Genomic DNA, 26080 nt, shown 5'->3' with positions numbered 1-26080 from the left:
CGCGCCGGCCGGAAACTAAAAAGCCGTCCCAAAAAGTCGGGACGGCTTCACTATGTCGGCTGACAGTTATTTCAATTTTGCCAGTACAGCTTTGATCCTGGCCATGCCCTCCTCAATCTTAGACAGGCTGTTGGTATAAGCAATGCGGATGCATTTGTCTTCACCGAATGCCTTACCGGTAACAGTCGTTACATAGGCATTCTCCAGGATATAGAAACAAAGTTCATCTGCCCCATTGATCGTGGTAGTACCATCAGACTTACCGAAGTAAGCCGAAACATCAGGAAACACGTAAAACGCGCCGTCAGGTTCATTGCAGGTAACACCAGGAAGCTCAGCCAGCAGCTTCATGATCGCCTTCTTCCTTTGTTCAAACTCCTTCACCATCTCAATACTTGGAGTAAGATCAGTTGTCAGTGCAGTGATGGCTGCCCTTTGCGTTACCGCATTGGCGCCGCTGGTGATCTGCCCCTGGATCTTCTCACAGGCTTTCACGATTTCCGGAGACCCGGCAATATAACCCAGGCGATAACCGGTCATGGCAAAACCTTTGCTCAGCCCGTTGATAATCACCACCCTGTCTTTGATATCGGCAAACTGCGCAATGCTTTCATGCTTGCCGTTGTAGTTGATATATTCATAGATCTCATCACTCATGATGTAAACCTGCGGGTGACGGCGGAAAACTTCAGCCAGTGAGGCCAGTTCTTCCTTCGTATAAACAGCCCCGGTAGGATTGGAAGGCGACGAAAACATAAAAAGTTTTGTTTTCGGCGTGATGGCAGCTTCCACTTCCGCAGCTTTTACCTTATATCCCGAAGCAGCACTGGTACGGATCATCACAGGGCTACCCTCCGACATCTTTACGATCTCAGAATAGGAAACCCAGTAAGGTGTCGGGATCACCACTTCATCGTCTTTGTCGATCAGGGCCATGATGAGGTTTGCAATACTCTGTTTGGCACCTGTGGAAACCAGGATATTTTCAGGCTTATAATCCAGGTTGTTGTCACGTTTGAGCTTGGTACATATCGCTTCACGCAGATCGGGATAACCGGCTACCGGAGGATAATGACTCCAGTTTTCTTCCACGGCCTTCTTGGCCGCTTCCTTAATGTGTTGTGGAGTATCGAAATCGGGCTCACCAAGGCTGAGGTCGATCACATCAAATCCTTTTGCCCGCAATTCCCGGCCCATTTTGGCCATCCGGAGTGTTTCCGGTTCACTGAATCGTTGAAGACGCGCAGATAGAGACATTTTAATTGATTCTGATAATTGGTTCTAAAATCGTTTGCTTGACAATCGGTAAAAATAGGTCATTTCGGCTGTAACACCAGCTTCACCTGCGGTGATTTCGCACCCGTCCCTCCTGTTTCTCCGATACCAACAAACGTGTACATCTGTTTGGACTGGAAGGTAAGCGTATCCCGAAAGAGGATCGTACTGTCGCGGGAAAGCAATTGAAGCCAATATTCTTTTGGCTGTATGGTGGCATTGTAGGCACCGTTGATGTTGTTGGAAGTGTTGGAAAAGCCGAGCCAAACCTGCTTGCTCGCCACCCTGGTCGTATCGTTGCGGGTTGCGTTCAGAGGCCGGATGAGCCACAGCGTCAGGCTGTCAGACCCGGCAACACAATTGATAAACCGCCCTTTGCCCACGCTGTCATTGGGTTGCGGATCATCATTCAGTATTAAAATGGGGGCAACACCATTCACTGCCGTGTCATAATGGATCATGGTATAGTACTTCCCCGGTGACCAGGCCAGAAATTTATTATCGGCCACAATGCTTTCTCCCACTTTCCAGGTAGTGGTACGAACCCCCGGCCCCGTCGGCAGATAGGCATTTTCTGCCGTTCCGCTGGCTTCTCCAAAGGATACCGGTACCTCGTTCAGCGGCTGATCGTCAAGCAATAATGAAATAGGCTCACTGTCCAGCGCAGCGTTGATCAGCGCAATGCGGGCCTTCGGACCTTCTGTGGTTTCATCTTTCTGACAGGCAGCCATGAAAACGAGTGCAAAAACAAGGGCAAAAGAAAAATTCCTCATCATAATCAATAAAATATACCGTAACCGCCGCAAAGGTACCGGTTTAAAGGTCACGTCCGCAGCTATACCATATGACAAAAAGTTTACATAACCGCTGCAAAACCCCTGTAATCAGTGCCTGCCGGGGGTCTTTGGGTACTGGCTGTTACACATATTATAAACTTCCATACCATTGCGGAAAACCCTTACCCTGCCAATATTTCATCCGAAATACTATATTTGCCACTCTTTAAAAAATAACAAAAAACGAAACAAGAACGCGATGAGAAGTCTGGTAAGCATTTTTGCTGCTATCCTGATCCTGATTTCCTTGTACCAGCTTTCCTTCACCTGGTTTGTGAACAAACACGAAAAAGCCATAGAAGAAAAGGCCCGGAAGTATGTGTCTGCCATCCCTACACCCGAGCAAAAGTATCCCGGAAACAACGAATTGCAGGCTGCCTATCGGGATAGCCTGGCCGAAATTAAAAAAGACCGCGTGAGACAGCTGCAGGACAGCACACGCAACGAAAAAATTACCTGGTGGGGACACACTTACCAAAAAGCCAAAGAAAGCGAACTGCTGCTGGGTCTCGACCTGCAGGGCGGTATCAACGTTACAATGGATGTAGCGCTCGATGGACTAATCCGCGGCCTCAGCAATAATCCCCAGGATGCCAACCTGAAAAAGGCAATCGAGGAAGCACTGAAGCGTAAGGTAAACTCTGACGCTGACTTCATTACTTTGTTCTCCCAGTCGTTCAGAGATGTAAACCCGGGTGCCAAAATGGCTCCCCTGTTTGCCAACAGCTCCCGTAACAAACTGAAGATTGATGCCAGCGACGAGTCTGTCATTGCATACATCCGTGATCAGGCGAATGCTGCCATGAAACAGACCTATGACGTACTAACCAAAAGGATCGACAAGTTTGGTGTAGCACAACCGAATATCAGCCTTGACGAAAACAAAGGCATCATCACGGTTGAACTGGCCGGCGCTACCGATCCCGAGCGTGTGCGGAAATACCTTCAGTCATCAGCCAACCTTCAGTTCTTCGAAGTTTATAATATCGGTGAACTCGATAAGAGCCTTGAAGCAGCTGACAAAGAACTGGCCCTGTTGCTGAAAGGTGGCGATACTTCAAAAGCTGCTGTTATCGACACGACCAAATCTGCAGCAGCTGGAGACACTACCAATAAGTCACTTGCTGATGTGCTCAAAGGAAACAAAGACACCAGCAAAACTGCTATGGCGGCCAAGTCAGCAGAAGAAGTGCGTAAGGATCACCCGCTCCTTGCTTCTATCTCTTTCGTAACGCCACAGGATGCCAACAAAGACGGCCGTCCTGAATTTGCACCATATCTTGGTTTCGTTCCTACAAAAGATACCAACCTGGTATCCTCTTACCTGCATAATCCTGCCGTAACCAACAATATGCCCGGGGATGTGAAATTCCTGTACGGCATGCCGGAAAAAGACAAAGACGGAAAAGAACTTGACTTCGTACCGCTGTATGCTATCAAAAAGCAGCAGGGAACAGAAAAAGCCAAGCTTGAAGGTGAATATATCACAGACGCATTCCAGGATTTCAACTCCCTTACCAACCAGGTCACTGTTAACATGGTGATGAACAAACAGGGTGAGAAGATCTGGGCCAAAATGACCGGTGACAACGTTGGCCGTGCGATTGCCATCGTACTGGATGATATTGTTTATTCTGCTCCGAACGTTAACGAGCCCATTACCGGCGGCAATTCCCAGATCAGTGGTTCATTCTCCGTTCAGGAAGGTCAGGATCTGAGCAATATCCTGAAGAGCGGTAAACTGGATGCTCCTGCGAAAATCGTTCAGGAAACAGTGGTTGGACCAACCCTTGGTCAGGAAGCTGTGAAAGGCGGTACACTTGCCTTCATCATCGCTTTTGCAATCATTTTCGTCCTGATGCTGGTTTATTACAACACAGCAGGATGGGTGGCCAATATCGCTCTTATTCTTAACCTCCTCTTCACCATTGGTGTACTGAGTGCGCTGAATGCCACGCTGACTGCTCCGGGTATCGCAGGTCTCGTTCTGACCATCGGTATGGCGGTTGATACCAACGTAATCATTTTTGAAAGAATTAAAGACGAACTTACCCGCGGTAAGAGTTACCAGCAGGCCGTGAATGACGGTTACCGCAGGTCGCTGGCGCCGGTACTGGATGGTCACATCACTACCCTCCTTACCGCGATCATCCTGTTCTACTTCGGGCTTGGTCCGGTTCTTGGTTTTGCCACAACGCAGATCCTGGGTATCCTGCTCAGCCTTTTCTGCGGTATCCTGGTAAGCCGGTTGATTACAGATTTCTACACCAACAAGAACCGCCACTTCAATTATTTCACCAACCTCAGCCGCAGCATCTTCAAACATGCGAAATACAATTTCGTACAGTATCGCAAGGTGACTTACATTATCTCCGGAGTTGTACTGTTGCTGGGTATTGCAGCCATTTTCAACGGCTTCAATGAAGGTGTGGAATTCAGCGGTGGCCGTTCCTATATCGTTAAATTCCCGAACGCCGTTAAGCAGCAGGAAGTAGGTGATGCGCTGGATAAAGTTTTTGGCAAGTACCCCGTAATCAAAACCTATGGCGGTCCAACTCAGCTGGATATTACTACCGATTACATGGTTGAGCAAACCAGCCCGGAAGCCGATGCAAAAGTTCAGGCGACCCTGTTTGAGGGACTGAAACCATTCCTGCCAGCCAACACTACACCCGAAGTATTCAATACCAAGTACAAGCAGGCGAGCAAACGCGTTGACCCTACCATCTCCGATGACCTGAAAGCAGGCGCCAAATGGGCAACATTCTGGTCACTGCTCGCGATCGCCCTGTATATCTTCATTCGCTTCCGCGACTGGAGATACTCCCTGGGAACCATTGTGGCGTTGTTGCACGACGTTTTGGTAACCCTTGCTGTTTTCTCATTCTTCAAGAACATCGTTCCCTTCCCCCTGGAGATAGACCAGCACTTTATTGCTGCGATCCTGACAGTGATCGGCTTCTCCATGAATGATACGGTGATTGTATTTGACAGGGTGCGTGAGAACAGCCACCTGATGAAAGGAGCAAGCAAAGCCGAAATCATCAACAAATCAATCAATGATACCCTGACCCGTACGATCATGACCTCCGTTACCGTATTCCTGACCATCCTGGTATTGTTCCTGGTGGGCGGAGAAGTAACAAAAGGGTTCGCATTCGCGATGCTGATCGGTGTATTTACAGGTTGTTACTCTTCCATCTTTGTTGCTGCCCCCATCCTCGTGGATTTCGCCAAAGACCGCCCGCTGGGTGAGTCCAAAATCGAAACTGCCACCAGCAGCACAACCAACAACACTGCTGTAGCAAAAGGATAATTTCCAGCCTATTCCAATAGAAAGAGCCCGATCAATGATCGGGCTCTTATAATTTCTGACTAACCTATAGGTTCAAACGGCAAAGCTGGTTCCGCAACCGCAGGTCTTGCTCGCGTTCGGATTCCGGAACGTAAAACCGCGGGAATTGAGGCCATCCTGCCAGTCGATTTCCATTCCCATCAGGTAAATACCATGTGATTTGTTCATGATACAAGGCACACCATCTACCTCAAACCGGTCGTCGGACTCCTGCGGCGCATCAAAACCCAGGATATAACTGAGCCCGGAACAACCGCCTCCCTTCACACCCACCCTGAGCTGCTGACTGGCATCAAACCCCGGGGCCGCCATTAAATTTCTGATCTCTTCTATTGCACCGGGAGTGAAAGAAACCGGCGCCTGAACCAAAGTTTCCATTGAATACATTTTTACAAAAATACTAAAAACATCAAACCGCTATATTTGTTGGCAAATCGCCCTAAAAAAATGGATACTACCACGATGCTCCTGATTGCTTTTGGCCTGCTGGTGATCATAGCCGGACTTTATTTCTTTTTCTACATGAAGGATAAAAAGACCGAAAACAAGGCAGCAGGCGCTGCCCCTGACCAATTGAATGCCAAACAACTGAAACTCCAGGCCTATGAAAGACTGGTGATACTTGCCGAAAGAATTGCATTGCCCAACCTGATCAGCCGGAGCAATGAACCCGGGCTGAACCTGCGCGACATGCAGGCGCTGCTCACACAAACGATCCGCCAGGAGTATGATTATAACCTTTCGCAGCAGATTTATGTTTCCAATGAAGCCTGGGAAGCCGTCCGCAGTCTCAAGGAACAGAATATCCATATCATCAATCAGATTGCGTCTATCATGCCGCCTGAAACTACCGGCCCTGAACTGAACAGGAAGATTGTAGAATTCATCATGAATCAACCACAGGGATCCATGCATTCCTTGGTACAGGAAGCCCTGAGCCATGAAGCGCGGAAACTGATGGCCTAAATAAAGGCCCATGTCTGAAAAAAAGATTTTCACCGATAGCGGCATAGAGATCAAAAAGATCTATCATGCCAGCGACGTTCCCCTGCACGTGCCGGATGAACCCGATGCCGGTCATTTTCCGTTTACCCGCGGGGTCCAGGAAGACATGTACCGCGGCAAAACCTGGACGATGCGCCAGTATGCGGGATTCAGCACCGCCGAGGCATCCAACCAACGATACCGTTACCTGCTGTCACAAGGGGTTATGGGCCTGAGCGTGGCTTTCGATCTTCCCACACAGATTGGTTACGACAGTGACCACGCGCTTGCCGAAGGAGAGGTAGGGAAGGTTGGCGTTGCCATTGACAGTATCATGGACATGCATGCCCTTTTTGACGGCATCAACCTGGAAACGGTCAGCACCTCAATGACCATCAATGCTACAGGTTTCATACTGCTGGGACTATACGTCGCCATGGCGAAAGAACAGGGTGCCAACCTGTCGAAACTTTCCGGCACTATACAAAACGACATCCTGAAAGAATACGCGGCACGTGGTACTTTTATCTACCCGCCCAAAGCATCCATGCGGATCATTACCGATGTCTTTGAGTGGTGCAGTAATGAAGTACCCAAATGGAACACCATCTCTATTTCGGGTTACCATATCCGCGAGGCGGGTTCCACAGCAGTTCAGGAACTTGCATTTACCCTGAGTAACGGGAAAGCCTATGTACAGGCAGCGCTTGAAAAAGGACTCGATATCAATACACTCGGAAAACGGTTGTCATTTTTCTTTAACGCCCATAATAACCTGTTTGAAGAAGTTGCAAAATTCAGGGCGGCACGGCGCATGTGGGCACAAATCATGCAATCGATGGGGGCCACTGATCCACGCGCAATGATGCTGCGCTTCCATAGCCAGACCGGAGGCAGCACACTAACCGCCCAGCAACCCATGAATAATATCAGCCGTGTTACGGTGCAGTCACTCGCAGCAGTTCTAGGAGGTACGCAGTCACTGCACACCAATGGCTTCGATGAAGCACTGAGTCTTCCTACTGAAGATGCAGCCCGCATTGCCCTGAGAACCCAGCAGGTGATAGCATTCGAAAGCGGGGTTGCAGACACGATTGATCCATTGGCAGGATCTTATTTCGTCGAAGCGTTGACAAACGAAGTGGAACAGCAGGCCTGGGACCTTATCGCGAAAATTGACGCTATGGGTGGAAGCGTATCAGCCCTGGAGGAAGGTTTTATCCAGGAAGAGATCGCCCGTAGTGCCTTTGCCTATCAGCGCCAGATTGAGACCGGAGACAAGATAGTGGTAGGCGTTAATCGTTTTAAGATCGAAGGGAAGGAAGACATTCCTGTTTTTAAAGTGGATGACAGTATCCGCCAGGTACAGATCCAAAAACTTGCTGAATTAAGGAAGCAAAGAGATCCGGCCCAGGTAGACCGTGTTCTCCAGGAACTTAACGACAAAGCAGCCGGAGGGGAAAACCTCATGCCGACAGTTATTGAAGCAATTGAGAAAAAATGTACACTCGGAGAAATCGCTGACGAGTTGCGGGGAGTATTCGGGGAGCACCACCAGGGATAGTTTTACCGGATAATTCCGTCAACTACCAGCATCACCCCATTATCAGCAACGATAGGATTACCAATTACCTTTATCCCATTCAAATTGACAGGCCTGCCGTTAACGCTGACCAGTTTTGATGAGTCAAGAGAAGCTATAGTATGCTTTCCCTGTAAAATATGACCGGAAAGCACGGCAGAAAGTTTTTCAAGACCACTTTTGTTTGCGGTCAAAGCCAGCAGCGTATCCTGGCCCAATGCAGCAATTGCTTCATTGCTCGGAGCCAGCACGGTAATCATCTTTTTTCCTCCGAGATACTTGCCCACTTTCGGTACCTTATTCAGTAACCCTTCAAATGCCACCAGTTCTGCGTGGTTGCCCAGCTTACCCAAAAGGTTGCTGTTTGTTTCCAAAGATCGAAGGGAGGGCTGACAACCGGTCACCATCATGATCATCAACAACAACCCGCCCACGAATTTTCGCATATCCTTTTTATTAATTCCCTAATTTACTGCAACAATCCCCAAGCATGAAATTTACCGCAAGCCTGTTGGTCCTGTTGCTGGGAAGCGCTGTACAGGTTACTGTTGCGCAATCAACCATTAACCAGCAGATTCAAACAAAAGCAACCGCGATGCTGCCTAAACTGATAGAATGGCGCAGGTACATCCACCAGCATCCGGAGTTGTCGAACCGCGAGGTCAACACCATGACTATGGTGGCTGATCACCTTCGGTCTTTGGGAATTGAAGTACAAACCAAAGTTGCCCTTACCGGTGTTATCGGACTGCTGAAAGGTGATAAGCCCGGCCCCGTTATTGCGCTGAGAGCAGATATGGATGCCCTGCCGGTTGAAGAACGCAACACACTTCCGTTTAAATCCACAGTAAAAGCTGATTACCTGGGACAGGAAGTTCCGGTAATGCACGCCTGCGGCCACGACAGTCATGTGGCAATTCTCATGGCCACTGCCGAAGTTCTTGCGTCCATGAAAAAAGAGATCAGGGGAACTGTCAAATTCATCTTCCAGCCGGCAGAAGAAGGCCCTCCGGGAACAGAAGAAGGCGGTGCTCCGTTGATGGTAAAGGAAGGCGTGATGGACAATCCGAAAGTGGATGCGATCTTCGGACTTCATATTTCCAGTGCCCTCGAAACCGGTAATCTCCGGTATAAACCAGGCGCATTCATGGCATCTTCAGATTGGTTTACGATTCGGATCAAAGGCAAACAGGCACATGGCTCAGCACCCTGGAACAGCATTGATCCCATTGTAATCGGTACACAAATTATCAATGGCCTGCAGACCATTGTAAGCCGGCAGGAGAATATTGTAAGGGCTCCCGTAGTGATCACCGTGGGCAAATTTCACAGTGGCGTACGCAACAATATCATCCCTGAAGAAGCTGTGCTCGAAGGCACGATCCGCACGCTGGATGCCCAGATGCAACGTGAGGTGCATGAACGCCTGAAGAAGACCGCAGAAAAGATTGCTGAAGCTTCTGGTGCTACTGTAGAGGTTTCCATAGATAACAAAACATTGGTAACCTACAATGATTCAACCTTGACACGCCTGATGATTCCTTCGCTGGTCAGGGCGGCCGGAAAAGACAAAGTTGCTGCCCAGAACTGGACTACCGGATCGGAAGATTTTTCTTTTTTCGGAACGAAGGCACCAGCACTATTCTTCAACCTGGGGGGTATGCCAAAAGGAATGGATCCTTCCAAAGCCGGTGGGCATCATACACCGGATTTTTATATCGATGACAGTCAACTGGATGTTGGTGTAAAAGCCTTCTGCCAGTTGGTATTCGACTATCCCACAGTGGTACAGGAAGCGTCCGGCCAGCAATCCAGGAAAGGATTCTGACTGGCCGGCACGCCGCTATGATCAGGATTTTTTCTGCTCTTTCGCCCAGGCATCTTTCAGTGTGACTGTCCTGTTGAACACCAGGTTTTCCTCGCTGCTGTCTTTGTCCAGCACAAAATATCCCTTGCGGAGAAACTGGTAACGCTCGTCAAATTTGCTTTGCAGCAATGCCGGCTCAGCGTAGGCGTGACTGATGGTCTCCAGGGAATCCGGATTGATGAAATCCTTGAAATCGCCTTCTTCATTCCCCGGATCTTCCACGCGGAACAGCCGGTCATAAAGCCTCACTTCAGCACTGACTGCATGAGGTACGCTCACCCAGTGCAAAGTTCCTTTCACATTAATACCTGATGTATCCGATCCACTCCTGCTTTCAGGAATGTAACTGCAGTGAAGGGCAGTGATTTTTCCGGAAGGATCTTTCACTACCTCGTCGCAACGAATAATATAGGCACTTTTCAATCGAACCATCTGTCCCGGAGCCAGCCGGAAGAATTTTTTTGGCGGTTGCTCCAGGAAATCCTCACGCTCGATATACAATTCACGGCTGAAGGGGACATCTCGTACTGCACCTTCCGCAGCTTCCGGATTCTCTTCGCTGGACATATGCTCCACCTTGCCTTCCGGATAATTGGTTATGATCACTTTCAGAGGATCAAAAACAACCATCCTGCGCAACGCGATTTTATTGAGATGCTCTCGCACACAGAACTCCAGAAGCGACACATCATCAAGATTGTCTCGCTTGGCAATGCCTATCCTGTCACAATAATTCCTGATGCTTTCCGGCGTATAGCCGCGACGGCGCATGGCAGAAATTGTTGGCATCCTCGGATCATCCCACCCTGTAACATGTTTCTCGGTGACCAGCTGGAGCAGTTTACGTTTGCTGGTGACGGTATAGCTGAGGTTGCGACGGGCAAACTCATATTGATGGGACGGATAAATGCCCAGCATTTCAATCAACCAGTCATACAACTCACGGTGCGGCACAAATTCCAGTGTACAGAGGGAATGGGTAATATGCTCAATGGAATCACTCTGCCCATGGGCAAAATCATACATCGGGTAGATGCACCATTCGTTACCCGTACGGTGATGATGGGCATGTTTGATGCGGTAAAGAATCGGATCCCGCATCAGCATATTGGGATGCGCCATGTCGATTTTGGCACGAAGCGTCTTACTGCCATCGGGGAACTCCCCTGCTTTCATCCTGCGGAAAAGATCCAGGTTCTCGTCGATCGAGCGCGACCTGAAAGGGCTGTTCACACCCGGATGGGTAGGTGTACCTTTTAATTCGGCAATCGCTTCCGACGTTGAATCATCCACATAAGCCAGGTCCTTCCGGATCAACAATTCGGCAAACTCAAACAATTGTCCGAAATAGTCCGATGCATACAATTCATTTTTCCAGGTAAATCCCAGCCAGCGGATATCTCCCTTAATGCTTTCCACATACTCCGTATCCTCCGTCACCGGATTGGTATCGTCGAACCTGAGATTAGTATAACCAGGGTATTTCGCTGTCAGTCCGAAATTCAGGCAGATGCTCGACGCATGCCCGATATGCAGGTACCCGTTAGGTTCCGGGGGAAACCGGGTTACAATCTGCTTATATTTACCCGACTCCAGGTCGGATTCAATGATCTCTTCAATAAAATTGAGGCTTTTCTCTTCTTCCTTCTTGATTTCCGTCATATTGGGTAAAATCCTTTGAGGGACGAATTTACTATCTTTTCAAAAATTTCCCCCTTAACAGCTTCTCCAATAACTGGTCTTTCTCCTGCCTGCTTACAGGAACCGGGTGCCCTTTTAACCGCAATTCATTCCCCTCAATGCTGTCTACCTTATCAAGGGCCACCAGGTAAGACTTGTGAGTACGCGCAAACTGATCGGCAGGCAGGAATTCCTCAACAGACCGGAACGTCAGATATGTAATGTATTTCCCATCTGTTGTATGAATGACAACATAGTTTTGAAGTGCTTCTACAAACAGGATGGCATCAAACCGGATCCTTACCAGTTTATTATCCGCTTTTACGAAGAATCCGTCAGTTGCCGCCTGTGCAGGGCTGCCACTATTTTCCTGGCGCCAGTCATAATATTCCTTAGCCCTTAAGGCTGACTGAAGAAAGCGTTCAAACGATACAGGTTTTACCAGATAATCGAGGGCATGCAGTTCAAATCCTTCCAGGGCATACTGCGGGTAAGCCGTTACCAGGATGACCGGTGGCACTTGTTTTAGGCTGCGCAGAAAGTCCAGACCGGTGATCCTTGGCATCTGGATATCCAGGAAGATCAGCTTCACCTCCCCTGATTCCAATGCCTCCATCGCCTTCAGGGCCTGATCGTAAACACCTATCAGCCGCAGGAAATCGACTTCTGCAATATATTCCGCCAGACCTTGCCTGGCGAGCGGTTCGTCATCTATCACGATACAGTTGATCATACCGGGATTTCCATTTGAATTCTGAAACGATCTGGCTGGTCGTCAACCAGCAACCTGTGTTTACCGGGATACAATAGCTGCAACCGTCGCTGTACGTTCGCAAGACCAATACCTCCCGCCGACCCGTTTGCAGCAATCGCCTCACGGGTATTCTCCACTGTGAACAACAGATTCCCGTCACGGCAGGAAAGATCCAGTGAAATTTCATTCAGCTGTTCCGGTCCGAAATGCGACAGATGTTTAAAAGCATTTTCCACCAGTGGCAGCAACAGGAAGGGTTCCAGTTTATAACCCGTCAGGCCGGGTGATTTGTGAAAGGCAATCCTGTTGTTTTCATTTAATCGAAGCCGTTGCAAGGCAATATAATCTTCCAGGTAGGCGATCTCCTGCTCGATCGATATCCGGTCTTCACCAGTTCCGTATAATTGAAAACGGAGCATATCAGAAAAAGTGTGCAGCGCTTTCCTGGCGTCGGTATTGTCTTTATTGATCAGGAAATACACTGCATTCAGCGAATTGAAAAGGAAATGAGGATTGATCTGGGATTTCAGAAAATGTAACTCAGCTTCCGCTTTTTCACGGGCAAGATCCGCCATGCGTTTTTGCATACGGTTATGATCAAACCAGAGCTTTAAGGCGGCACCTGCCGTCACCAGGAAAAAATGCGGCAGGAAATTGTCATAAATCCTTGCCTTCAGATTTCCGGCAATGTCAAATACATCCGGATGATGCATCAATACACCGATGGCCTTCATTTTAAACAGGCTGCTCGCCACAATCATTCCCAGGTAAGACAGAAAAAACAGCAGGTATTTCTTCCTGTAAAGCAGTTTGGGAAGCAGCAGGTAGTTGGTGATGTAGACCATAATGGCCAGGTCTGCAACCTTCAGAAGCGTGATGCGGAATGCCAGGCCCGGGCTGGAAAAATCTTCGTAACGCAAAAAGTACCAGACAGCAAGCAATAATAGCCAGCCCGACAGATGCAGGGCAACCTGTTTTTTATTTATCGTTCCCGGAAACATGCCCGAATTAAAGGTACGAATTGCAGGTCGCAAACAATATTCCACAACCGGCACTGAATGCTTGACCAACTGCAGCAATATCCATTCGTCAACAAATACCCTCCGGGCGTGTAAACAATTTTCCCGGCCGCCCGGGATCTGCCAGCTTTGAGAAAAATTAACCGCCATGATCAGATATATTGCCATCCCCGCAGCCATTGTAGGCTTTATCTCCTGGTTATTCCTGCTGCCGGTCAGAGATCAGCAGGCGGCTACGAATGAGCCCGATCCCCGGGACAAGAAGGTAGGTGGCCGCTGTGAAGGATGTGATGCTATTTATGAATGCCCTTTACCTTTCCGGCTATTGGATGCGATTGATACACTTCCGGATTTTCAATCCGCAGGGCCCAGGCTTCTGGTCACCGGCCGGGTAGTTCATGCCGACCGCCAGACACCGGCTCCGGGTATAGTCATTTATATCTATCACACCAATCAACAGGGTGTTTATCCCAATGCCGGAAAAAGAAAGGGAGAAGGCAGCCGGCATGGTGATTTACGGGGTTGGGTACGGACGGACAACCAGGGGCACTATTCATTTTACACGCTGAAGCCTGCACCCTATCCTGAAAGCAATAATCCGGCACATATTCATATCACCATTAAGGAGCCGGGGTTAACTGCTTACTGGATAGACGAATTTCTCTTTACTGGTGACCCTTATTTACCAGGCCCGGACAGCAGGGAAAGAACCCTGCCAAAAGGTGGCAATGGCATCATCACCCTGTCAGGCAAAGATGGTATGCTGCTGGCAAAAAGAGATATTGTACTGGGTGAAAATATTGACGGATATCCGAATAAATAGCTCTACCGGGTACCAAAGAGCATACTGCCGATGCGCAACATATTGCTTCCTTCTTCCAATGCGAGCCGGTAGTCGCCGCTCATGCCCATTGACAAAATGGGGCCTGCAGGATATCGCAACGAAAGTTCTTTCAGGGTACGGAATTCTTTTCGCACCACCGACTCATCATCACTGAATGATGCCATTCCCATCAGGCCGCTGATCTCAACATGCGCAAACATTTCCGGCCGCTCCCTGACCTGCTGCAGGCATGCTGACAGTTCCGTTTCATCCATACCAAATTTGGTGTCTTCGGCTGCTATGTGCACCTGCAAAAGGCATTTTATTTTTTTGCTCAGTTTTGCCGCCTGCCTGTTCACTTCTTCCAGCAAACGCAAACTGTCAATCCCATGAATCAGGTAAACAAATGGTGCGATCAGCTTCACCTTGTTCGATTGCAGGTGACCGATAAAATGCCACCGTATATCCGGTGACAATAACCCATGTTTGCTAACCAGTTCCTGCACATAGTTCTCACCAAAATCGCGCTGACCGGCATCAAAAAGTTCCTGTATGAGTTCAACCGGTTTGGTTTTGCTCACAGCAACCAGTTGTGCGTCGTTTTTATTACAGGCTTCGCGGATCAGATGGTAGGCTTCAAGATCAATAGGCATGAAACAAAGCTATAGCATAACTTTAGAACATGTTGCATATCCTTTACATCATCGCCATTACAGTTGAAGCTATGACAGCCGCCATTTCTGCAGGCCGCAGGGAAATGGATTGGGTTGGCGTCTGCATTATCGCCTGGGTTACTGCCCTTGGCGGTGGCACCATCAGAAATATTATCCTTGGGCACTACCCGATGAGTTGGGTCGAGCATCCGGAGTACCTGTACATCACCGCGGGAGGTGCCATATTCGCTGGTATCATCGCCGGATATATGAAAAAGCTGCGTTTCATTTTTTTATTGCTGGATGCCATCGGCCTGGTTGTCTTTACCATCATCGGATGCCGGCTGGCGCAGGAAATGCAATTGCCTGTAACAATCGTGCTGCTCAGTGGTATGATCACGGGCTGCGCAGGCGGCGTGTTAAGGGATGTGTTGTGTAACGATATTCCGCTGCTGTTCAGAAAGGAGCTTTATGCCAGCGCATCCATACTTACCGGCGCTGTATACCTGTTACTTGAACATGTTGAAGTGAGCAGCCATGTCGCCACCATCACTGCCTGCCTTGCAGGTCTGGCGCTCCGCCTGCTGGCGATCCGCTATGAATGGCAGATGCCGCGTTTTGTGTATCACGAAGAGTGGGAGTAGGAAAGTTTGGAGTTTGGGGGTTGCTTTGCCAGCCGAAACTTTAGGGAAGGTAGGGGTTTGAGGGTAATTGCAACCATCACTCAACCCTTCAGGACGAAGGGGATTTTTTCCAGTACGTTTTCTGCTTAATCCCAGCACGTTTGCAGTATATTTCCAGCACAGTTCCAGCATCTTTCCAGCATCTTTCCAGCATCTTTCCAGCATGTTTCCAGCATCTTTCCAGCATGTTTCCAGCATCTTTCCAGCTTCTTCACGGCCTCTTCACGGCTTCTTCATAGCTTATTTCCGGCATCAACTACAAACCCAACTTCAAACCTCAAACCCCAAACCTCAAACCTCACTTCTCTAACTACTTCAACACACCACGACCAATCACGATGCGTTGCACTTCAGACGTACCTTCATAAATCTGGGTGATCTTAGCATCCCGCATCAGCCGCTCAACGTGGTATTCTTTCACATAACCATAGCCTCCATGAACCTGAACAGCTTCGGTAGACACCCACATGGCAGCTTCTGAAGCAAATACTTTTGCCATTGAACTGCTCAGCGTATAATCCATACCGTTATCTTTTTCCCATGCAGCTTTGAGGCAAAGCAAGCGGGCCGCCTCAACTCTTGTGGCCATATCCGCCAGCTTAAACTGGATGGCCTGATGGTTCATAATTTCCTTACCGAAGGCCTTCCTTTGCTTCGCATACTGCAAAGACAATTCAAGTGCGCCACTGGCAATTCCCAGCGCCTGAGAGGCAATACCTATCCTTCCACCCGCCAGTGTTTTCATGGCGAACTTAAAGCCGAAGCCCTCCTCTCCTATGCGGTTTTCTTTAGGAACCCTTACGTCATTGAAGGAAATACTATGTGTATCGCTGCCGCGTATTCCCATTTTATTCTCTTTGGCGCCAACGGTTACCCCCGGCCAGTTTTTTTCAACGATGAACACATTGATACCATGTGACCCCATGCTCCTGTCAGTCTGGGCGATCACCAGGTATACGGAAGCACTGGAACCATTGGTTATCCAGTTTTTAATACCATTCAGCAGGTAATAATCGCCTTTATCTTCGGCTGTAGTCCGCTGTGAGGTTGCATCACTTCCCGCTTCAGGTTCGCTTAATAAAAAAGCTCCGATATACAACTGGCCATCTTTCTTGCCCCTGGCCAGCGGTGCCAGGTATTGCTGTTTCTGTGCTTCTGACCCGTATTGATCAAGCCCCCAGCAAACCAGGCTGTTGTTCACACTCATACAAACACTCACACTCGCGTCCACCTTGCTGATTTCCTCCATTGCCAGTACATAACTCATCGTATCCAGGCCGCTGCCTCCATATAACGGGTCCACCATCATCCCCATAAATCCAAGATCTGCCAGCTGGCTGATCTGCTCCAGGGGAAATTTTTGATGTTCATCCCGGTCAATAACCCCCGGCAAACACTGCTGCTGTGCAAAATCACGGGCCGCACGCTGGATCATGAGTTGTTCTTCATTCAATTGGAACTGCATGGTAAAGGATTGAGTGGGCAAAAATAATAGATTTATAACCACACTAACAATTGTTAGCAAAATTTCGCCGATTAATTGGTTGCATTCGTAACTATCTCATAATCAACTGTTGCAATTCAGTTATTTCTGGCTAGTTTGTGTAAAATACAAAGTATGGATACTGTTCTGGACAAATCTTTCTGGGATGGCCTGTACCGCAATAACGAAACCAAATGGGATCTCGGAACGGTCTCCGGCCCTATTCAGTCGTACATCGACCAGCTTACTGATAAATCTCTCCGGATCCTCATTCCAGGCTGCGGCAACGCCTATGAAGCCGGATACTTTCTTGAACGGGGATTTGAAAATGTAACGGTGGTGGACATCTCTGAATTGGCCGTGAATGCCGTCAGATCCAGGCTGAAGCAATATTTGGGTAATTCTCTTACGGTGATCAATGATGACTTTTTCTCACTGACCGGCCAATATGACCTGGTAGTTGAGCAGACATTTTTCTGTGCGCTCAACCCGCAATTACGGCCTGATTATGTGCGCAAAATGGCTTCTCTGCTCCCGCCCGGAGGCAAATTGGCAGGAGTTCTTTTTAATTGTGAATTCGAAGCTGAAGGCCCGCCTTTTGGAGGTAATCAGGCAGCATACGAAGAGCTCTTCTGCCCGGCGTTCAAAATCCTGACTATGGCACCCTGTTTCAATTCCATTCTGCCGCGGCAGGGTAACGAGTTGTTTATCCGGCTGACCAGTAAGGCTTAATCTACATTACACTGGGCTCCTGCTGGCTAAGGCAATGAAATGACCCCAGTCCCCAGATGATTTCAGTGGAATCGATGCCCACCACCTTACGGTCGGGAAAACAACCCTGGATGATTGACAGCGCCCTGTCATCTTTGGCACTTCGGAAAGTAGGAACGATCACAGCGTTATTGGCAATGTAAAAATTGGCGTAGGAAGCAGGTAACCGCTGATCCTCATAAACAACAGCATCCGGCATCGGAAGCTCAACAATGTTGAGCTGTTTACCATTCAGCAGCCGCATCTTCTTCAGTTGCCGAAGATTGATTTCAAGCAGTTCATGATTTTCATCCTGCTTATCCGGTTCAATTACAGTAAGCACGGTGTCTTCATTAACAAACCGGACGGTATCGTCAATATGTCCATCGGTATCATCGCCCACGATTCCTTCATCAATCCAGAGTACCTGCTCCATGCCATAATAGTCGAAAAGGAACTGTTCGATCTCCCGTTGGCTCAGGTGGGGATTCCTGTTGGGATTCAGCAGGCAGGCTGTAGAGGTCAGTACTGTACCTGCACCATTGAATTCTACAGATCCTCCCTCCATCACGATTCCCGGGTTATAAACAGGATATCCGTAATGGTTGGCGATCAGGGTAGGAATCACATCGTCCAGGTCAAACGGAGGATATTTTCCACCCCAGGCATTGTATCCCCAGTCAACCACTACTTTGGGAACTGCAGCTGTCGGATTGATCAGAAAAGCCGGACCGTGATCACGGCACCAGGCATCATTCGTCGGATGATAAAAAAAAGAAACCCTCGACAAATCAGCACCAGCGGCACGAAGAAAGGTCTTCGCCACCTGTTCCATGTGCTGATCTGCTACATTGATGCATACCCGTTCACTGGCTGCCAGTACAGCAATGAATTGAGCATAATAGGGGTAAATGGTCTGTATTTTGCCGGGCCATGATGCTTCTTTGTGTGGCCAGCTCAGCCAGGTAGCATCATGCGGTGCAAATTCTGCCGGAAAATAATAGCCGGCAGCTTTGGGCGTACTCATTCGTCAATGTATCTTTTGGTAATGGGCTGATAGGAGTCGATCCTGCGGTCACGAAGAAACGGCCAGTGGGTCCGGTAACGGTCAGTCTTATTCAGATCAAGTTCCAGTACTTTCACTTCTTCCTCGTCATGTGACGCTTTATACAGCAGGCTGCCAAACGGGTTGGCTACAAATGACCCGCCCCAGAACTGCATAGCGCCGTCCTGCTCAAGCCCAACGCGGTTAACGCTCACCACATGTACGCCATTGGCAACGGCATGGCTGCGTTGAATGGTTTGCCACGCATTATACTGCTCCGTATTGGTGGCTTCGTCCTGCGATGTTGCCCATCCGATAGCCGTTGGATAGAAAAGTATTTCGGCACCCATCAGGGCAGTTATCCGTGACGCTTCGGGATACCATTGATCCCAGCAGATCAACACACCGATAGTGGCGAATTTGGTTTTAAACACCTTATAACCAAGATCCCCGGGCGTAAAGTAGAATTTCTCATAATACGCAGGGTCATCAGGAATATGCATCTTTCGATACTTGCCCAGGTAACTGCCATCGGCATCCAGTATCGCGGTAGTGTTATGATAAATTCCCTGGGTACGTTTTTCAAAGAGAGACGCAATAATTACTACACCAAGCTCCTTTGCCACCCCAGCAAGACTTTCCGTCGAAGGACCTGGTATGGGTTCCGCCAGCTTGAAATTGTCATAATCCTCTACATCACAGAAATACAGGGAGGTAAACAGTTCCTGCAGGCAAACGATCTGGGCACCTGCAGCAGCTGCCTCACGCACTTTTGCGATCGCCTTCCGGAGATTATCTTCTTTGGAGGCCGTGCAACTCATCTGCACCAGCCCCACCCGTACAGTTGACATGTTTGACGTGGTTTAATCAGGCCCTGCCCATTTGTTTCAGAAAGGATACATGCGAGGCAATGGCATATCGCGTCTTCGCATACTCAATATAGGGAATGCCATATTCCTCACAGGCTTTGCGGATAATCTTGCTGATGGCAGGATAATGCACATGCGAGATTTTGGGAAACAGGTGATGCTCGATCTGAAAGTTCAACCCCCCGACCAGCCAGCAGACCAGTTTGTTATTGGTAGCAAAGTTGGCTGTGGTTTTTAACTGATGGATAGCCCATTCGTCTTCGAGACGGCCGCTGTTTTCGTCAGGCACCGGAAATGAAGTATGTTCAACCGTATGTGCGAGCTGGAACACAATGCTCAATACGAATCCTGCAAATGTGGTAAAGATCACGAAACCGATCAGCCAATCCACAAAGCCCAGCATATAAATAGGCAACCCCACATACAGGAACAGGTTCAGCACCTTGAAGAACCAGAAATTGACATGGTCCCAGAGTTTCATTTTTTTCAGGGGCATGCTGCCAATCCTGCTGGTAAAATATTTAGTGTAATCCAGCACGAAGATCCACATGATATACAACAGTGAATACAGGAACCAGAAATACAGGTGCTGGTACTTGTGCAGGCGATATTTCTTCTGGGTGGAACTCATGCGCATCCAGGGCTGAATATCAATATCATCATCCACGCCGTCAACATTGGTATAGGCATGGTGGATCACATTGTGCTTTACATTCCACATAAAGCTGCTGCCACCCAGCACGTTGAGTGAAAACGCCGCCAGTCCGTTGATCCACTTGTACTTGCTGAAGCTGCCATGGGCGCCGTCATGCATCACATTGAAACCGATGGCCGCCACGATGCCACCCAGGAGGACACATTCCAGAACAGCCAGCCAGGTGACCGGTGTAAAGAATACCAGGTGAACATACACGCCGATAAAAGCTACGAGAAGGATGGCCGCCTTGCTGTACAAGGTCAGGTTACCAGTCATAGCAGCGCCTTTTTCTTCAAAATAAAGGCTGATTCTCTTTTTTAGCTCCGTGTGGAAGGATTGCGCAGTTTGCGCAAACTTAGGTGTGGCCATAAGAAATAATGGGTTCAGTTTTACGACACGCAAAATTAAGGGATTCCCGCATCGCGTGATGCCATTGCCCAGAAATTAACATTCAGGTTTCAACCTGGATAAGTGCATCCAAACTGCTGATTCCTAATGATTTCTGTGAATTATACCCCTCCCCGTATTTAACACCGATACGTTTACCAAGCATCCTTGCCCTGGCTACCACACTATCCCGGAAATCGGGGGTGGAAATATAGGTCTGCGGGCCGCCGTTATCCCCATTTGACTGGTAGAACTGGGTGGTATAAGCCTCTACCGACAGCATTTTCTGTTCAAAAACCTCCGAAATATCAATGATCAGGTCGGGCTCATGCAGCTTATCCTGGATGTAATGAAGTATGTATTTGGGCCGCCAACGCTCCTGCGGCTGCCCGGTTTCGTCTTCCGTCACAATTTTTACCAGGCCGGCAAGAAAAGCCGAATCGGCTATAAGTTTACCCGCCCGCCCATGATCCGGGTGCCGGTCATCCAGTGAATTGGCCAGGATGATATCCGGCTGGTATTTGCGGATGGCCCTGATCAGTAGCAGCTGATGCGCCTCATCATTGGCAAAAAACCCATCCCGCATTTTCAGGTTTTCCCTCACCGTTACACCCATGATCGCCGCAGCAGTGGCCGCTTCCGTATAACGGGTCTCCACCGTTCCCCGCGTTCCCAGCTCGCCCTGGGTAAGATCAAGTATACCCGCCTTTTTACCCCTTTTGATCTCCTTGATTATGGTGCCAGAACAGCCAAGTTCTACATCATCAGGATGTACGCCAATGGCCAGTATATCCAGTTTCATGCTATGGTTTGGGTGCAAATGTACTGGGTTTATTATCCTACCTTTGCGCAAATTTTAGATATGATAACATTTGAAGAGCTGGGACTTGATGAGCGATTGGTTAAAGCGACGACAGCACTGGGCTTTGTTAACCCCACCCCAATTCAGGAGAAGGCGATCCCCATCCTGTTAAACGGAACTACCGATATAGTCGGACTGGCGCAAACCGGTACCGGTAAAACTGCAGCTTTCGGGCTGCCCCTCCTCCACCTGATCCAGGCTACCAATAAAACCCCACAGGCACTCATTGTGTGCCCTACACGGGAGTTGTGTATGCAGATTGTGAAGGAAATCGAATTGTTCAAGAAATTCCTTACCGGCATCCAGGTGGTTGCTGTATATGGGGGAACATCTATAAGTGCACAAATCCGCGATATCAAACGCGGCGTTCAGATCGTGGTGGCTACCCCCGGTCGCCTGATTGATCTCATCGAACGGAAAGCCGTAAACCTGGAACAGATTAAATATGTCGTGCTCGATGAAGCCGATGAAATGCTGAATATGGGTTTCCAGGATGACATTGAATTCATCCTCGGAAACACTCCCAACCGCGAAAGCACCTGGCTGTTCAGCGCCACCATGCCTCCTGAAATCAGGAAAGTGAGTAAAAAATACATGCGTGACCCTAAAGAGGTTCAGGTAGGCAAGGTGAATACTACAAACAAAAACATCGATCACCAGTATTATGTGACCAGCGCCCAGCACCGGTATGAAACCCTGAAACGCCTGATTGATTTCAACCCCGGCATGTATGGTATCATCTTTACTAAAACCAAGGCCGACGCACAGGAAATTGCCGAAAAACTCACCCGTGAAGGATACGATATTGATGCACTGCATGGCGATCTGACACAGGTGCAACGGGACAGGGTAATGGGACAGTTCCGTAACAAAACTCTGCAACTGCTCATCGCCACTGATGTTGCTGCCCGCGGTATCGATGTATCGGGCATCACCCATGTCATCAACTATGAACTGCCCGATGATATCGAAGTATATACACACCGTAGTGGCCGGACCGGGCGGGCAGGAAACACCGGTATCTGTATGTCTATTGTTCACAGCAGGGAAATGTACCGGCTCCGCCAGATCGAAAAGATTGCACAGACCACCCTCAACAAACTTGAGATTCCTACCGGCAAGGATGTATGCCGCAAACAGTTTTTCAGCTTTATGGACAAACTGCTGCAGACAGATATCAGTCATGGTAATTATGAAACCTATGTACCCATGCTGACAGAAAAGTTTGCCGATGTCAGCAAAGAAGAAATTCTGCAAAAAGTAATGGCAGCAGAATTCGATCGTTTCCTGAAATATTATGACAACGCTGAAGACCTGAATATCCGGGAAGATAAAAAGCAACGCGGCGCCACAAGAGACCGCGACCTGGGCAGGGATCAGGGTCGGGTCAGGGACCAGCGCAACGGAAGGTATGACGCACCCTCCTCTGGCAACCTCACCAAACTTTTTGTCAACCTTGGTACAAAGGACGGCTTCTACAAAGCCAGCTTCCTCCAGTTCATTCTCGACATGAGCGATCTCCGGAAAGAAGTACTTGGACGGATTGATATGAAAGAAATGAACAGCTGGATCGAAATCGAGAAAGGTTCAGCCAACAAAATGATAAAAGCGATCGACGGTAAAAGTTATAAAGGCAGGAAGATCAGGATGAATGACGCTAACCGCTAGGGGTTTGGTCATGTCAGCGGTGCAGCGTAGTTTCGTCCCGCTTATTCGAACCGATCATTATTTAAATTGAATACAATATGGCATACGATGTTCTGGTGATAGGCAGTGGACCTGGCGGCTATGTAGCTGCTATCCGCGCATCACAGCTGGGATTCAAAACAGCTATCATTGAAAAAGAAAGCCTGGGTGGAATTTGTCTGAACTGGGGTTGTATCCCCACCAAGGCACTACTGAAAAGTGCACAGGTGATGGAATATATCAAGCATGCAGGCAATTATGGTCTGGAAGCAACTGGTTCTGCCAACTTTGAAGCCGTTATCAAACGCAGCCGTGGTGTAGCCGATAAAATGAGCAAGGGTGTCCAGTTCCTGATGAAAAAGAACAAGATCGATGTGATCATGGGCTTTGGTGCCATCAGGGGAAAAGGCAAAGTTGAAGTAACAAAAGCAGACAACAGCAAAGAGACTGTTGAAGCCAAACATATCATTATCGCTACAGGCGGCCGCAGCCGCGAACTGCCAAGCCTGAAACAGGATGGCAAAAAAGTGATTGGATATCGCGAAGCGATGTCATTGCCTTCCCAGCCGAAAAGCATGATCGTGGTAGGCAGTGGTGCTATCGGTGTGGAATTTGCCTATTTCTACAACGCACTGGGTACGAAAGTGACGGTTGTTGAATTCATGCCGCGCGTTGTACCAGTTGAAGATGACGACATCTCCAAAGAGCTGGAGAAACAATACAAGAAGCAGGGTATTGAGATCATGACCAATGCCAATGTGGAAAGTGTTGATACCAGTGGAAACGGTGTAAAAGCCAAAGTGAAAACTGCCAGTGGTGATGTTGTTCTGGAAGCAGATATCCTGTTAAGTGCTGTTGGTGTTTCTGCCAATATCGAAGGTATCGGACTGGAAGAAAACGGTATTAAGACTGATAAGGGACGCATTGTGGTGGATAAGTTCTATCAGACCAGTGTTCCGGGATTTTATGCCATCGGTGATTGCGTACCTGGCCAGGCCCTTGCCCACGTTGCTTCGAAAGAAGGTATCATCTGTGTGGAGAACATTGCCTACGCTGAAAAGAAGTACGGACATCAACCGGAATCTCTCGACTACAACAACGTTCCGGGCTGTACTTACTGTACGCCGGAAATTGCGTCAGTCGGTTTCACAGAGAAAGCTGCAAAAGATGCCGGTTACGAAATCAAAGTCGGAAAATTCCCGCTTAGCGCATCCGGCAAAGCCTCCGCTGCCGGCGCTACTGAAGGTTTCGTGAAAGTTATCTTTGACGCCAAATACGGTGAGTGGCTGGGTACTCACATGATCGGCTACAATGTAACGGAAATTATAGCTGAAACTGTCGTTGGCCGCAAACTTGAAACTACCTACCATGAGGTGCTGAACAGCATTCATCCCCACCCCACTATCAGCGAAAGCGTTAAAGACGCTATCGAAGTGGCCTACGGTGAAGCAATCCATCTCTAGTGATACATTGATTTTTCTACAAAGCTGTACCTTAACGGTACAGCTTTTTTTATTGGTATAACTGCACCCCTATAGTTTGGTGAAAATCAGCGGCCTTACACCGGGCTGATCGCCCTTCACTACATACTGTCCCTTTTGCAACCTGGAAACATCGAGCTGTGCAGTTCCACCTTTCATTTGAGCAACCATTACCGGCTGCCCCATCATGTTGAAGATGGTAAGATCTTTAAGCGCTGCCTGATCCTTTCCGGTAATGGTGATCTTCAAAACATCGTTTGCGGGAACGGGATATGCTTTCATCCCGATAGTAGCCACCACGGGCTGCACTTTATCAGCCTGCCATCCCGGTTCGATTGGCGTCCCATCGTTCACCAGCCCTCCTGACGAAAGCAGGGGATGGCGGAGCTGGCCAGGTTCAAACAGCGAACGCATCCGCGCCACCTGCCCCCGGGTAAATAAACTCATGCAATGGTCGTTGGTGCGATCCATATAGTTCATATACATATCTCCGGTAGTATTTCCTTCACAGGAAAAAATCTGCCCCTGTGGACACCCAAGATGGTAACTCTTTTGTTTTGGCGTATCGTCGATGCCATCATCACCACAATAAGAATCGCCCCAGATATGCTTAAGTCCCAGCCAATGGCCTGCTTCATGTACCGCAATCCTGCCCATGTTATGTTCAGGGTTATTGATACCGTTGCCGAAAACCGAACGGTTCAGCACGATGCCGTCCAATTCGGCAGCATCATCAGGAGAACTCGTATACCCGGATATACCCCCGATGAGGTTGCCAACCCATATATTCAGGTAATGATCTCTTGGCCAGGCATCGTCTCCACCTTTATTGCTGAACTTGATCCGGTTATCTGTACTGAAAACCCCGATGCCGGTTGCTTTGTAAACAATACCGCTGGTGGAATTTCCACCCGGATCTGTTTTGGCCAGCTGAAAGCTTATTGATGCATTTCCGGCAACCTGTTTGAAATAATCCGGCAGCTGGGCTAGCTCCACATTCTCCGCATTAAAATCGCGGTTCAGCGCTTCGATCTGATCGTGTACCCGTTCTTCCGTAACACGGGAAGTTGCATCCGAATACAGGATGTGTACTACAACAGGAATAGTGATGGAACTTCTTTTCTCCTGGGCCGGCAATGCAGGAGCCAGGCCGATCAGGCAGATAAGTGATAAGAAAATGATCCGTCGCATTAAAGGTCGATTTAAGTGGACGGTCATTCATAGCGTGGATCGTTTCTTCCGGGTACGAAAGAATGCTATGCCTTGCAAAGGATATTGCAATAAAAGGGAACACAATCAACGGTCAACA

At 48.7% G+C, this 26080-nt stretch carries 23 protein-coding genes; 9 read left to right on the top strand and 14 right to left on the bottom strand.

Annotated elements, in window-relative coordinates; all coding sequences use genetic code 11:
- Window positions 1-66: 66 nt before the first annotated feature.
- A complete protein-coding gene (locus tag FPE01S_RS17085; protein WP_046370252.1) occupies window positions 67-1257 on the bottom strand; it encodes a pyridoxal phosphate-dependent aminotransferase in 1191 nt (396 codons plus the stop codon).
- A gap of 59 nt (window positions 1258-1316) precedes the next feature.
- The gene (locus FPE01S_RS17080) at window positions 1317-2051 is read right to left on the bottom strand and encodes a DUF4397 domain-containing protein (protein WP_046370251.1); all 735 of its coding nucleotides are present in this window, start codon (window positions 2049-2051) and stop codon (window positions 1317-1319) included.
- A gap of 259 nt (window positions 2052-2310) precedes the next feature.
- Here FPE01S_RS17080 and secDF point away from each other — a divergent pair, with 259 nt between their 5' ends.
- Window positions 2311-5427, top strand: a complete 3117-nt coding sequence (gene secDF / locus FPE01S_RS17075) for a protein translocase subunit SecDF (protein ID WP_046370250.1) — start codon at window positions 2311-2313, stop codon at window positions 5425-5427.
- Window positions 5428-5499: 72 nt separating this feature from the next.
- Here secDF and FPE01S_RS17070 read toward each other — a convergent pair whose 3' ends face one another.
- Window positions 5500-5844, bottom strand: a complete 345-nt coding sequence (locus tag FPE01S_RS17070) for a HesB/IscA family protein (protein WP_046370686.1) — start codon at window positions 5842-5844, stop codon at window positions 5500-5502.
- 69 nt (window positions 5845-5913) lie between these two features.
- On the opposite strand from FPE01S_RS17070, the gene FPE01S_RS17065 reads away from it, so the two are divergent.
- Together FPE01S_RS17065 and FPE01S_RS17060 are read left to right on the top strand one after the other, a co-directional pair.
- On the top strand, window positions 5914-6432 hold the full coding sequence (locus tag FPE01S_RS17065; protein WP_046370249.1) for a DUF7935 family protein: 519 nt from the start codon (window positions 5914-5916) through the stop codon (window positions 6430-6432).
- Window positions 6433-6442: 10 nt separating this feature from the next.
- Entirely contained in the window at window positions 6443-8014 is a 1572-nt protein-coding gene (locus tag FPE01S_RS17060) for an acyl-CoA mutase large subunit family protein (protein ID WP_046370248.1), read from the top strand.
- Window positions 8015-8016: 2 nt separating this feature from the next.
- Here the strand turns inward: FPE01S_RS17060 and FPE01S_RS17055 are convergent, their stop codons facing one another.
- Window positions 8017-8478, bottom strand: a complete 462-nt coding sequence (locus FPE01S_RS17055) for a fasciclin domain-containing protein (RefSeq protein WP_046370247.1) — start codon at window positions 8476-8478, stop codon at window positions 8017-8019.
- A gap of 44 nt (window positions 8479-8522) precedes the next feature.
- On the opposite strand from FPE01S_RS17055, the gene FPE01S_RS17050 reads away from it, so the two are divergent.
- Entirely contained in the window at window positions 8523-9860 is a 1338-nt protein-coding gene (locus FPE01S_RS17050; RefSeq protein WP_046370246.1) for an amidohydrolase, read from the top strand.
- A 21-nt stretch (window positions 9861-9881) separates the two neighbouring features.
- On the opposite strand, the gene FPE01S_RS17045 is transcribed toward FPE01S_RS17050, so the two are convergent.
- From FPE01S_RS17045 to FPE01S_RS17035, 3 genes are read right to left on the bottom strand one after another with little or no spacing between them, the layout of a single operon-like run.
- Window positions 9882-11561 (bottom strand): glutamine--tRNA ligase/YqeY domain fusion protein, encoded by a 1680-nt coding sequence (locus FPE01S_RS17045; RefSeq protein WP_046370245.1) that lies wholly within the window; start codon window positions 11559-11561, stop codon window positions 9882-9884.
- A 31-nt stretch (window positions 11562-11592) separates the two neighbouring features.
- Complete coding sequence (locus FPE01S_RS17040; protein ID WP_046370244.1) at window positions 11593-12312, bottom strand: LytR/AlgR family response regulator transcription factor; 720 nt, start codon at window positions 12310-12312, stop codon at window positions 11593-11595.
- Complete coding sequence (locus FPE01S_RS17035) at window positions 12309-13334, bottom strand: sensor histidine kinase (RefSeq protein ID WP_169749187.1); 1026 nt, start codon at window positions 13332-13334, stop codon at window positions 12309-12311. The genes FPE01S_RS17040 and FPE01S_RS17035 overlap by 4 nt, the downstream gene beginning before the upstream one ends.
- A gap of 166 nt (window positions 13335-13500) precedes the next feature.
- On the opposite strand from FPE01S_RS17035, the gene FPE01S_RS17030 reads away from it, so the two are divergent.
- Complete coding sequence (locus FPE01S_RS17030; protein WP_052955936.1) at window positions 13501-14175, top strand: dioxygenase family protein; 675 nt, start codon at window positions 13501-13503, stop codon at window positions 14173-14175.
- A gap of 2 nt (window positions 14176-14177) precedes the next feature.
- Here FPE01S_RS17030 and FPE01S_RS17025 read toward each other — a convergent pair whose 3' ends face one another.
- Window positions 14178-14828: a YggS family pyridoxal phosphate-dependent enzyme gene (locus FPE01S_RS17025; protein ID WP_046370242.1), complete on the bottom strand. Its 651-nt coding sequence runs from the start codon at window positions 14826-14828 to the stop codon at window positions 14178-14180.
- A 29-nt stretch (window positions 14829-14857) separates the two neighbouring features.
- Between FPE01S_RS17025 and FPE01S_RS17020 the strand changes: the two genes are divergently transcribed.
- Window positions 14858-15472, top strand: a complete 615-nt coding sequence (locus FPE01S_RS17020) for a trimeric intracellular cation channel family protein (RefSeq protein ID WP_046370241.1) — start codon at window positions 14858-14860, stop codon at window positions 15470-15472.
- 349 nt (window positions 15473-15821) lie between these two features.
- Here the strand turns inward: FPE01S_RS17020 and FPE01S_RS17015 are convergent, their stop codons facing one another.
- On the bottom strand, window positions 15822-16976 hold the full coding sequence (locus FPE01S_RS17015) for an acyl-CoA dehydrogenase (protein WP_046370240.1): 1155 nt from the start codon (window positions 16974-16976) through the stop codon (window positions 15822-15824).
- Between the two features lie 153 nt (window positions 16977-17129).
- Between FPE01S_RS17015 and FPE01S_RS17010 the strand changes: the two genes are divergently transcribed.
- Window positions 17130-17726, top strand: coding sequence for a methyltransferase domain-containing protein (locus tag FPE01S_RS17010; protein WP_046370239.1), 597 nt, complete (start codon window positions 17130-17132; stop codon window positions 17724-17726).
- A 1-nt stretch (window position 17727) separates the two neighbouring features.
- Here FPE01S_RS17010 and FPE01S_RS17005 read toward each other — a convergent pair whose 3' ends face one another.
- From FPE01S_RS17005 to bshB1, 4 genes are all read right to left on the bottom strand, one after another.
- The gene (locus FPE01S_RS17005) at window positions 17728-18771 is read right to left on the bottom strand and encodes an agmatine deiminase family protein (protein ID WP_046370238.1); all 1044 of its coding nucleotides are present in this window, start codon (window positions 18769-18771) and stop codon (window positions 17728-17730) included.
- Window positions 18768-19640 (bottom strand): carbon-nitrogen hydrolase, encoded by an 873-nt coding sequence (locus FPE01S_RS17000; RefSeq protein ID WP_046370237.1) that lies wholly within the window; start codon window positions 19638-19640, stop codon window positions 18768-18770. The genes FPE01S_RS17005 and FPE01S_RS17000 overlap by 4 nt, the downstream gene beginning before the upstream one ends.
- A gap of 16 nt (window positions 19641-19656) precedes the next feature.
- Window positions 19657-20724: a fatty acid desaturase family protein gene (locus FPE01S_RS16995; protein ID WP_046370236.1), complete on the bottom strand. Its 1068-nt coding sequence runs from the start codon at window positions 20722-20724 to the stop codon at window positions 19657-19659.
- An 82-nt stretch (window positions 20725-20806) separates the two neighbouring features.
- Complete coding sequence (gene bshB1, locus FPE01S_RS16990; RefSeq protein ID WP_046370235.1) at window positions 20807-21544, bottom strand: bacillithiol biosynthesis deacetylase BshB1; 738 nt, start codon at window positions 21542-21544, stop codon at window positions 20807-20809.
- A gap of 60 nt (window positions 21545-21604) precedes the next feature.
- Here bshB1 and FPE01S_RS16985 point away from each other — a divergent pair, with 60 nt between their 5' ends.
- Together FPE01S_RS16985 and lpdA are read left to right on the top strand one after the other, a co-directional pair.
- On the top strand, window positions 21605-23272 hold the full coding sequence (locus FPE01S_RS16985; protein ID WP_046370684.1) for a DEAD/DEAH box helicase: 1668 nt from the start codon (window positions 21605-21607) through the stop codon (window positions 23270-23272).
- A 77-nt stretch (window positions 23273-23349) separates the two neighbouring features.
- The gene (gene lpdA / locus FPE01S_RS16980) at window positions 23350-24753 is read left to right on the top strand and encodes a dihydrolipoyl dehydrogenase (RefSeq protein ID WP_046370234.1); all 1404 of its coding nucleotides are present in this window, start codon (window positions 23350-23352) and stop codon (window positions 24751-24753) included.
- A gap of 69 nt (window positions 24754-24822) precedes the next feature.
- On the opposite strand, the gene FPE01S_RS25030 is transcribed toward lpdA, so the two are convergent.
- Complete coding sequence (locus FPE01S_RS25030; protein WP_052955932.1) at window positions 24823-25962, bottom strand: M43 family zinc metalloprotease; 1140 nt, start codon at window positions 25960-25962, stop codon at window positions 24823-24825.
- Window positions 25963-26080: the final 118 nt, after the last annotated feature.

Source organism: Flavihumibacter petaseus NBRC 106054 (assembly GCF_000974785.1).
GTDB lineage: Bacteria > Bacteroidota > Bacteroidia > Chitinophagales > Chitinophagaceae > Flavihumibacter > Flavihumibacter petaseus.
Note: the sequence above shows the minus strand (reverse complement) of the source record. Positions and strands in the feature narration are given on the sequence as shown.

Bases quoted from the DNA above. Each gene is read 5' to 3' on its own strand.
- FPE01S_RS17085 (WP_046370252.1), bottom strand. From the start codon at position 1,257: ATGTCTCTATCTGCGCGTCTTCAACGATTCAGTGAACCGGAAACACTC.
- secDF (WP_046370250.1), top strand. From the start codon at position 2,311: ATGAGAAGTCTGGTAAGCATTTTTGCTGCTATCCTGATCCTGATTTCC.
- FPE01S_RS17065 (WP_046370249.1), top strand. From the start codon at position 5,914: ATGGATACTACCACGATGCTCCTGATTGCTTTTGGCCTGCTGGTGATC.
- FPE01S_RS17025 (WP_046370242.1), bottom strand. From the start codon at position 14,828: ATGCCTATTGATCTTGAAGCCTACCATCTGATCCGCGAAGCCTGTAAT.
- FPE01S_RS17000 (WP_046370237.1), bottom strand. From the start codon at position 19,640: ATGTCAACTGTACGGGTGGGGCTGGTGCAGATGAGTTGCACGGCCTCC.
- FPE01S_RS17070 (WP_046370686.1), bottom strand. From the start codon at position 5,844: ATGGAAACTTTGGTTCAGGCGCCGGTTTCTTTCACTCCCGGTGCAATA.
- FPE01S_RS17035 (WP_169749187.1), bottom strand. From the start codon at position 13,334: ATGTTTCCGGGAACGATAAATAAAAAACAGGTTGCCCTGCATCTGTCG.
- FPE01S_RS16985 (WP_046370684.1), top strand. From the start codon at position 21,605: ATGATAACATTTGAAGAGCTGGGACTTGATGAGCGATTGGTTAAAGCG.
- FPE01S_RS17010 (WP_046370239.1), top strand. From the start codon at position 17,130: ATGGATACTGTTCTGGACAAATCTTTCTGGGATGGCCTGTACCGCAAT.
- FPE01S_RS17015 (WP_046370240.1), bottom strand. From the start codon at position 16,976: ATGCAGTTCCAATTGAATGAAGAACAACTCATGATCCAGCGTGCGGCC.
- FPE01S_RS17050 (WP_046370246.1), top strand. From the start codon at position 8,523: ATGAAATTTACCGCAAGCCTGTTGGTCCTGTTGCTGGGAAGCGCTGTA.
- FPE01S_RS17080 (WP_046370251.1), bottom strand. From the start codon at position 2,051: ATGATGAGGAATTTTTCTTTTGCCCTTGTTTTTGCACTCGTTTTCATG.
- FPE01S_RS17060 (WP_046370248.1), top strand. From the start codon at position 6,443: ATGTCTGAAAAAAAGATTTTCACCGATAGCGGCATAGAGATCAAAAAG.
- FPE01S_RS17040 (WP_046370244.1), bottom strand. From the start codon at position 12,312: ATGATCAACTGTATCGTGATAGATGACGAACCGCTCGCCAGGCAAGGT.
- FPE01S_RS17045 (WP_046370245.1), bottom strand. From the start codon at position 11,561: ATGACGGAAATCAAGAAGGAAGAAGAGAAAAGCCTCAATTTTATTGAA.
- lpdA (WP_046370234.1), top strand. From the start codon at position 23,350: ATGGCATACGATGTTCTGGTGATAGGCAGTGGACCTGGCGGCTATGTA.
- FPE01S_RS17030 (WP_052955936.1), top strand. From the start codon at position 13,501: ATGATCAGATATATTGCCATCCCCGCAGCCATTGTAGGCTTTATCTCC.
- FPE01S_RS25030 (WP_052955932.1), bottom strand. From the start codon at position 25,962: ATGCGACGGATCATTTTCTTATCACTTATCTGCCTGATCGGCCTGGCT.
- FPE01S_RS17055 (WP_046370247.1), bottom strand. From the start codon at position 8,478: ATGCGAAAATTCGTGGGCGGGTTGTTGTTGATGATCATGATGGTGACC.
- FPE01S_RS17005 (WP_046370238.1), bottom strand. From the start codon at position 18,771: ATGAGTACGCCCAAAGCTGCCGGCTATTATTTTCCGGCAGAATTTGCA.
- FPE01S_RS16995 (WP_046370236.1), bottom strand. From the start codon at position 20,724: ATGGCCACACCTAAGTTTGCGCAAACTGCGCAATCCTTCCACACGGAG.
- FPE01S_RS17020 (WP_046370241.1), top strand. From the start codon at position 14,858: ATGTTGCATATCCTTTACATCATCGCCATTACAGTTGAAGCTATGACA.
- bshB1 (WP_046370235.1), bottom strand. From the start codon at position 21,544: ATGAAACTGGATATACTGGCCATTGGCGTACATCCTGATGATGTAGAA.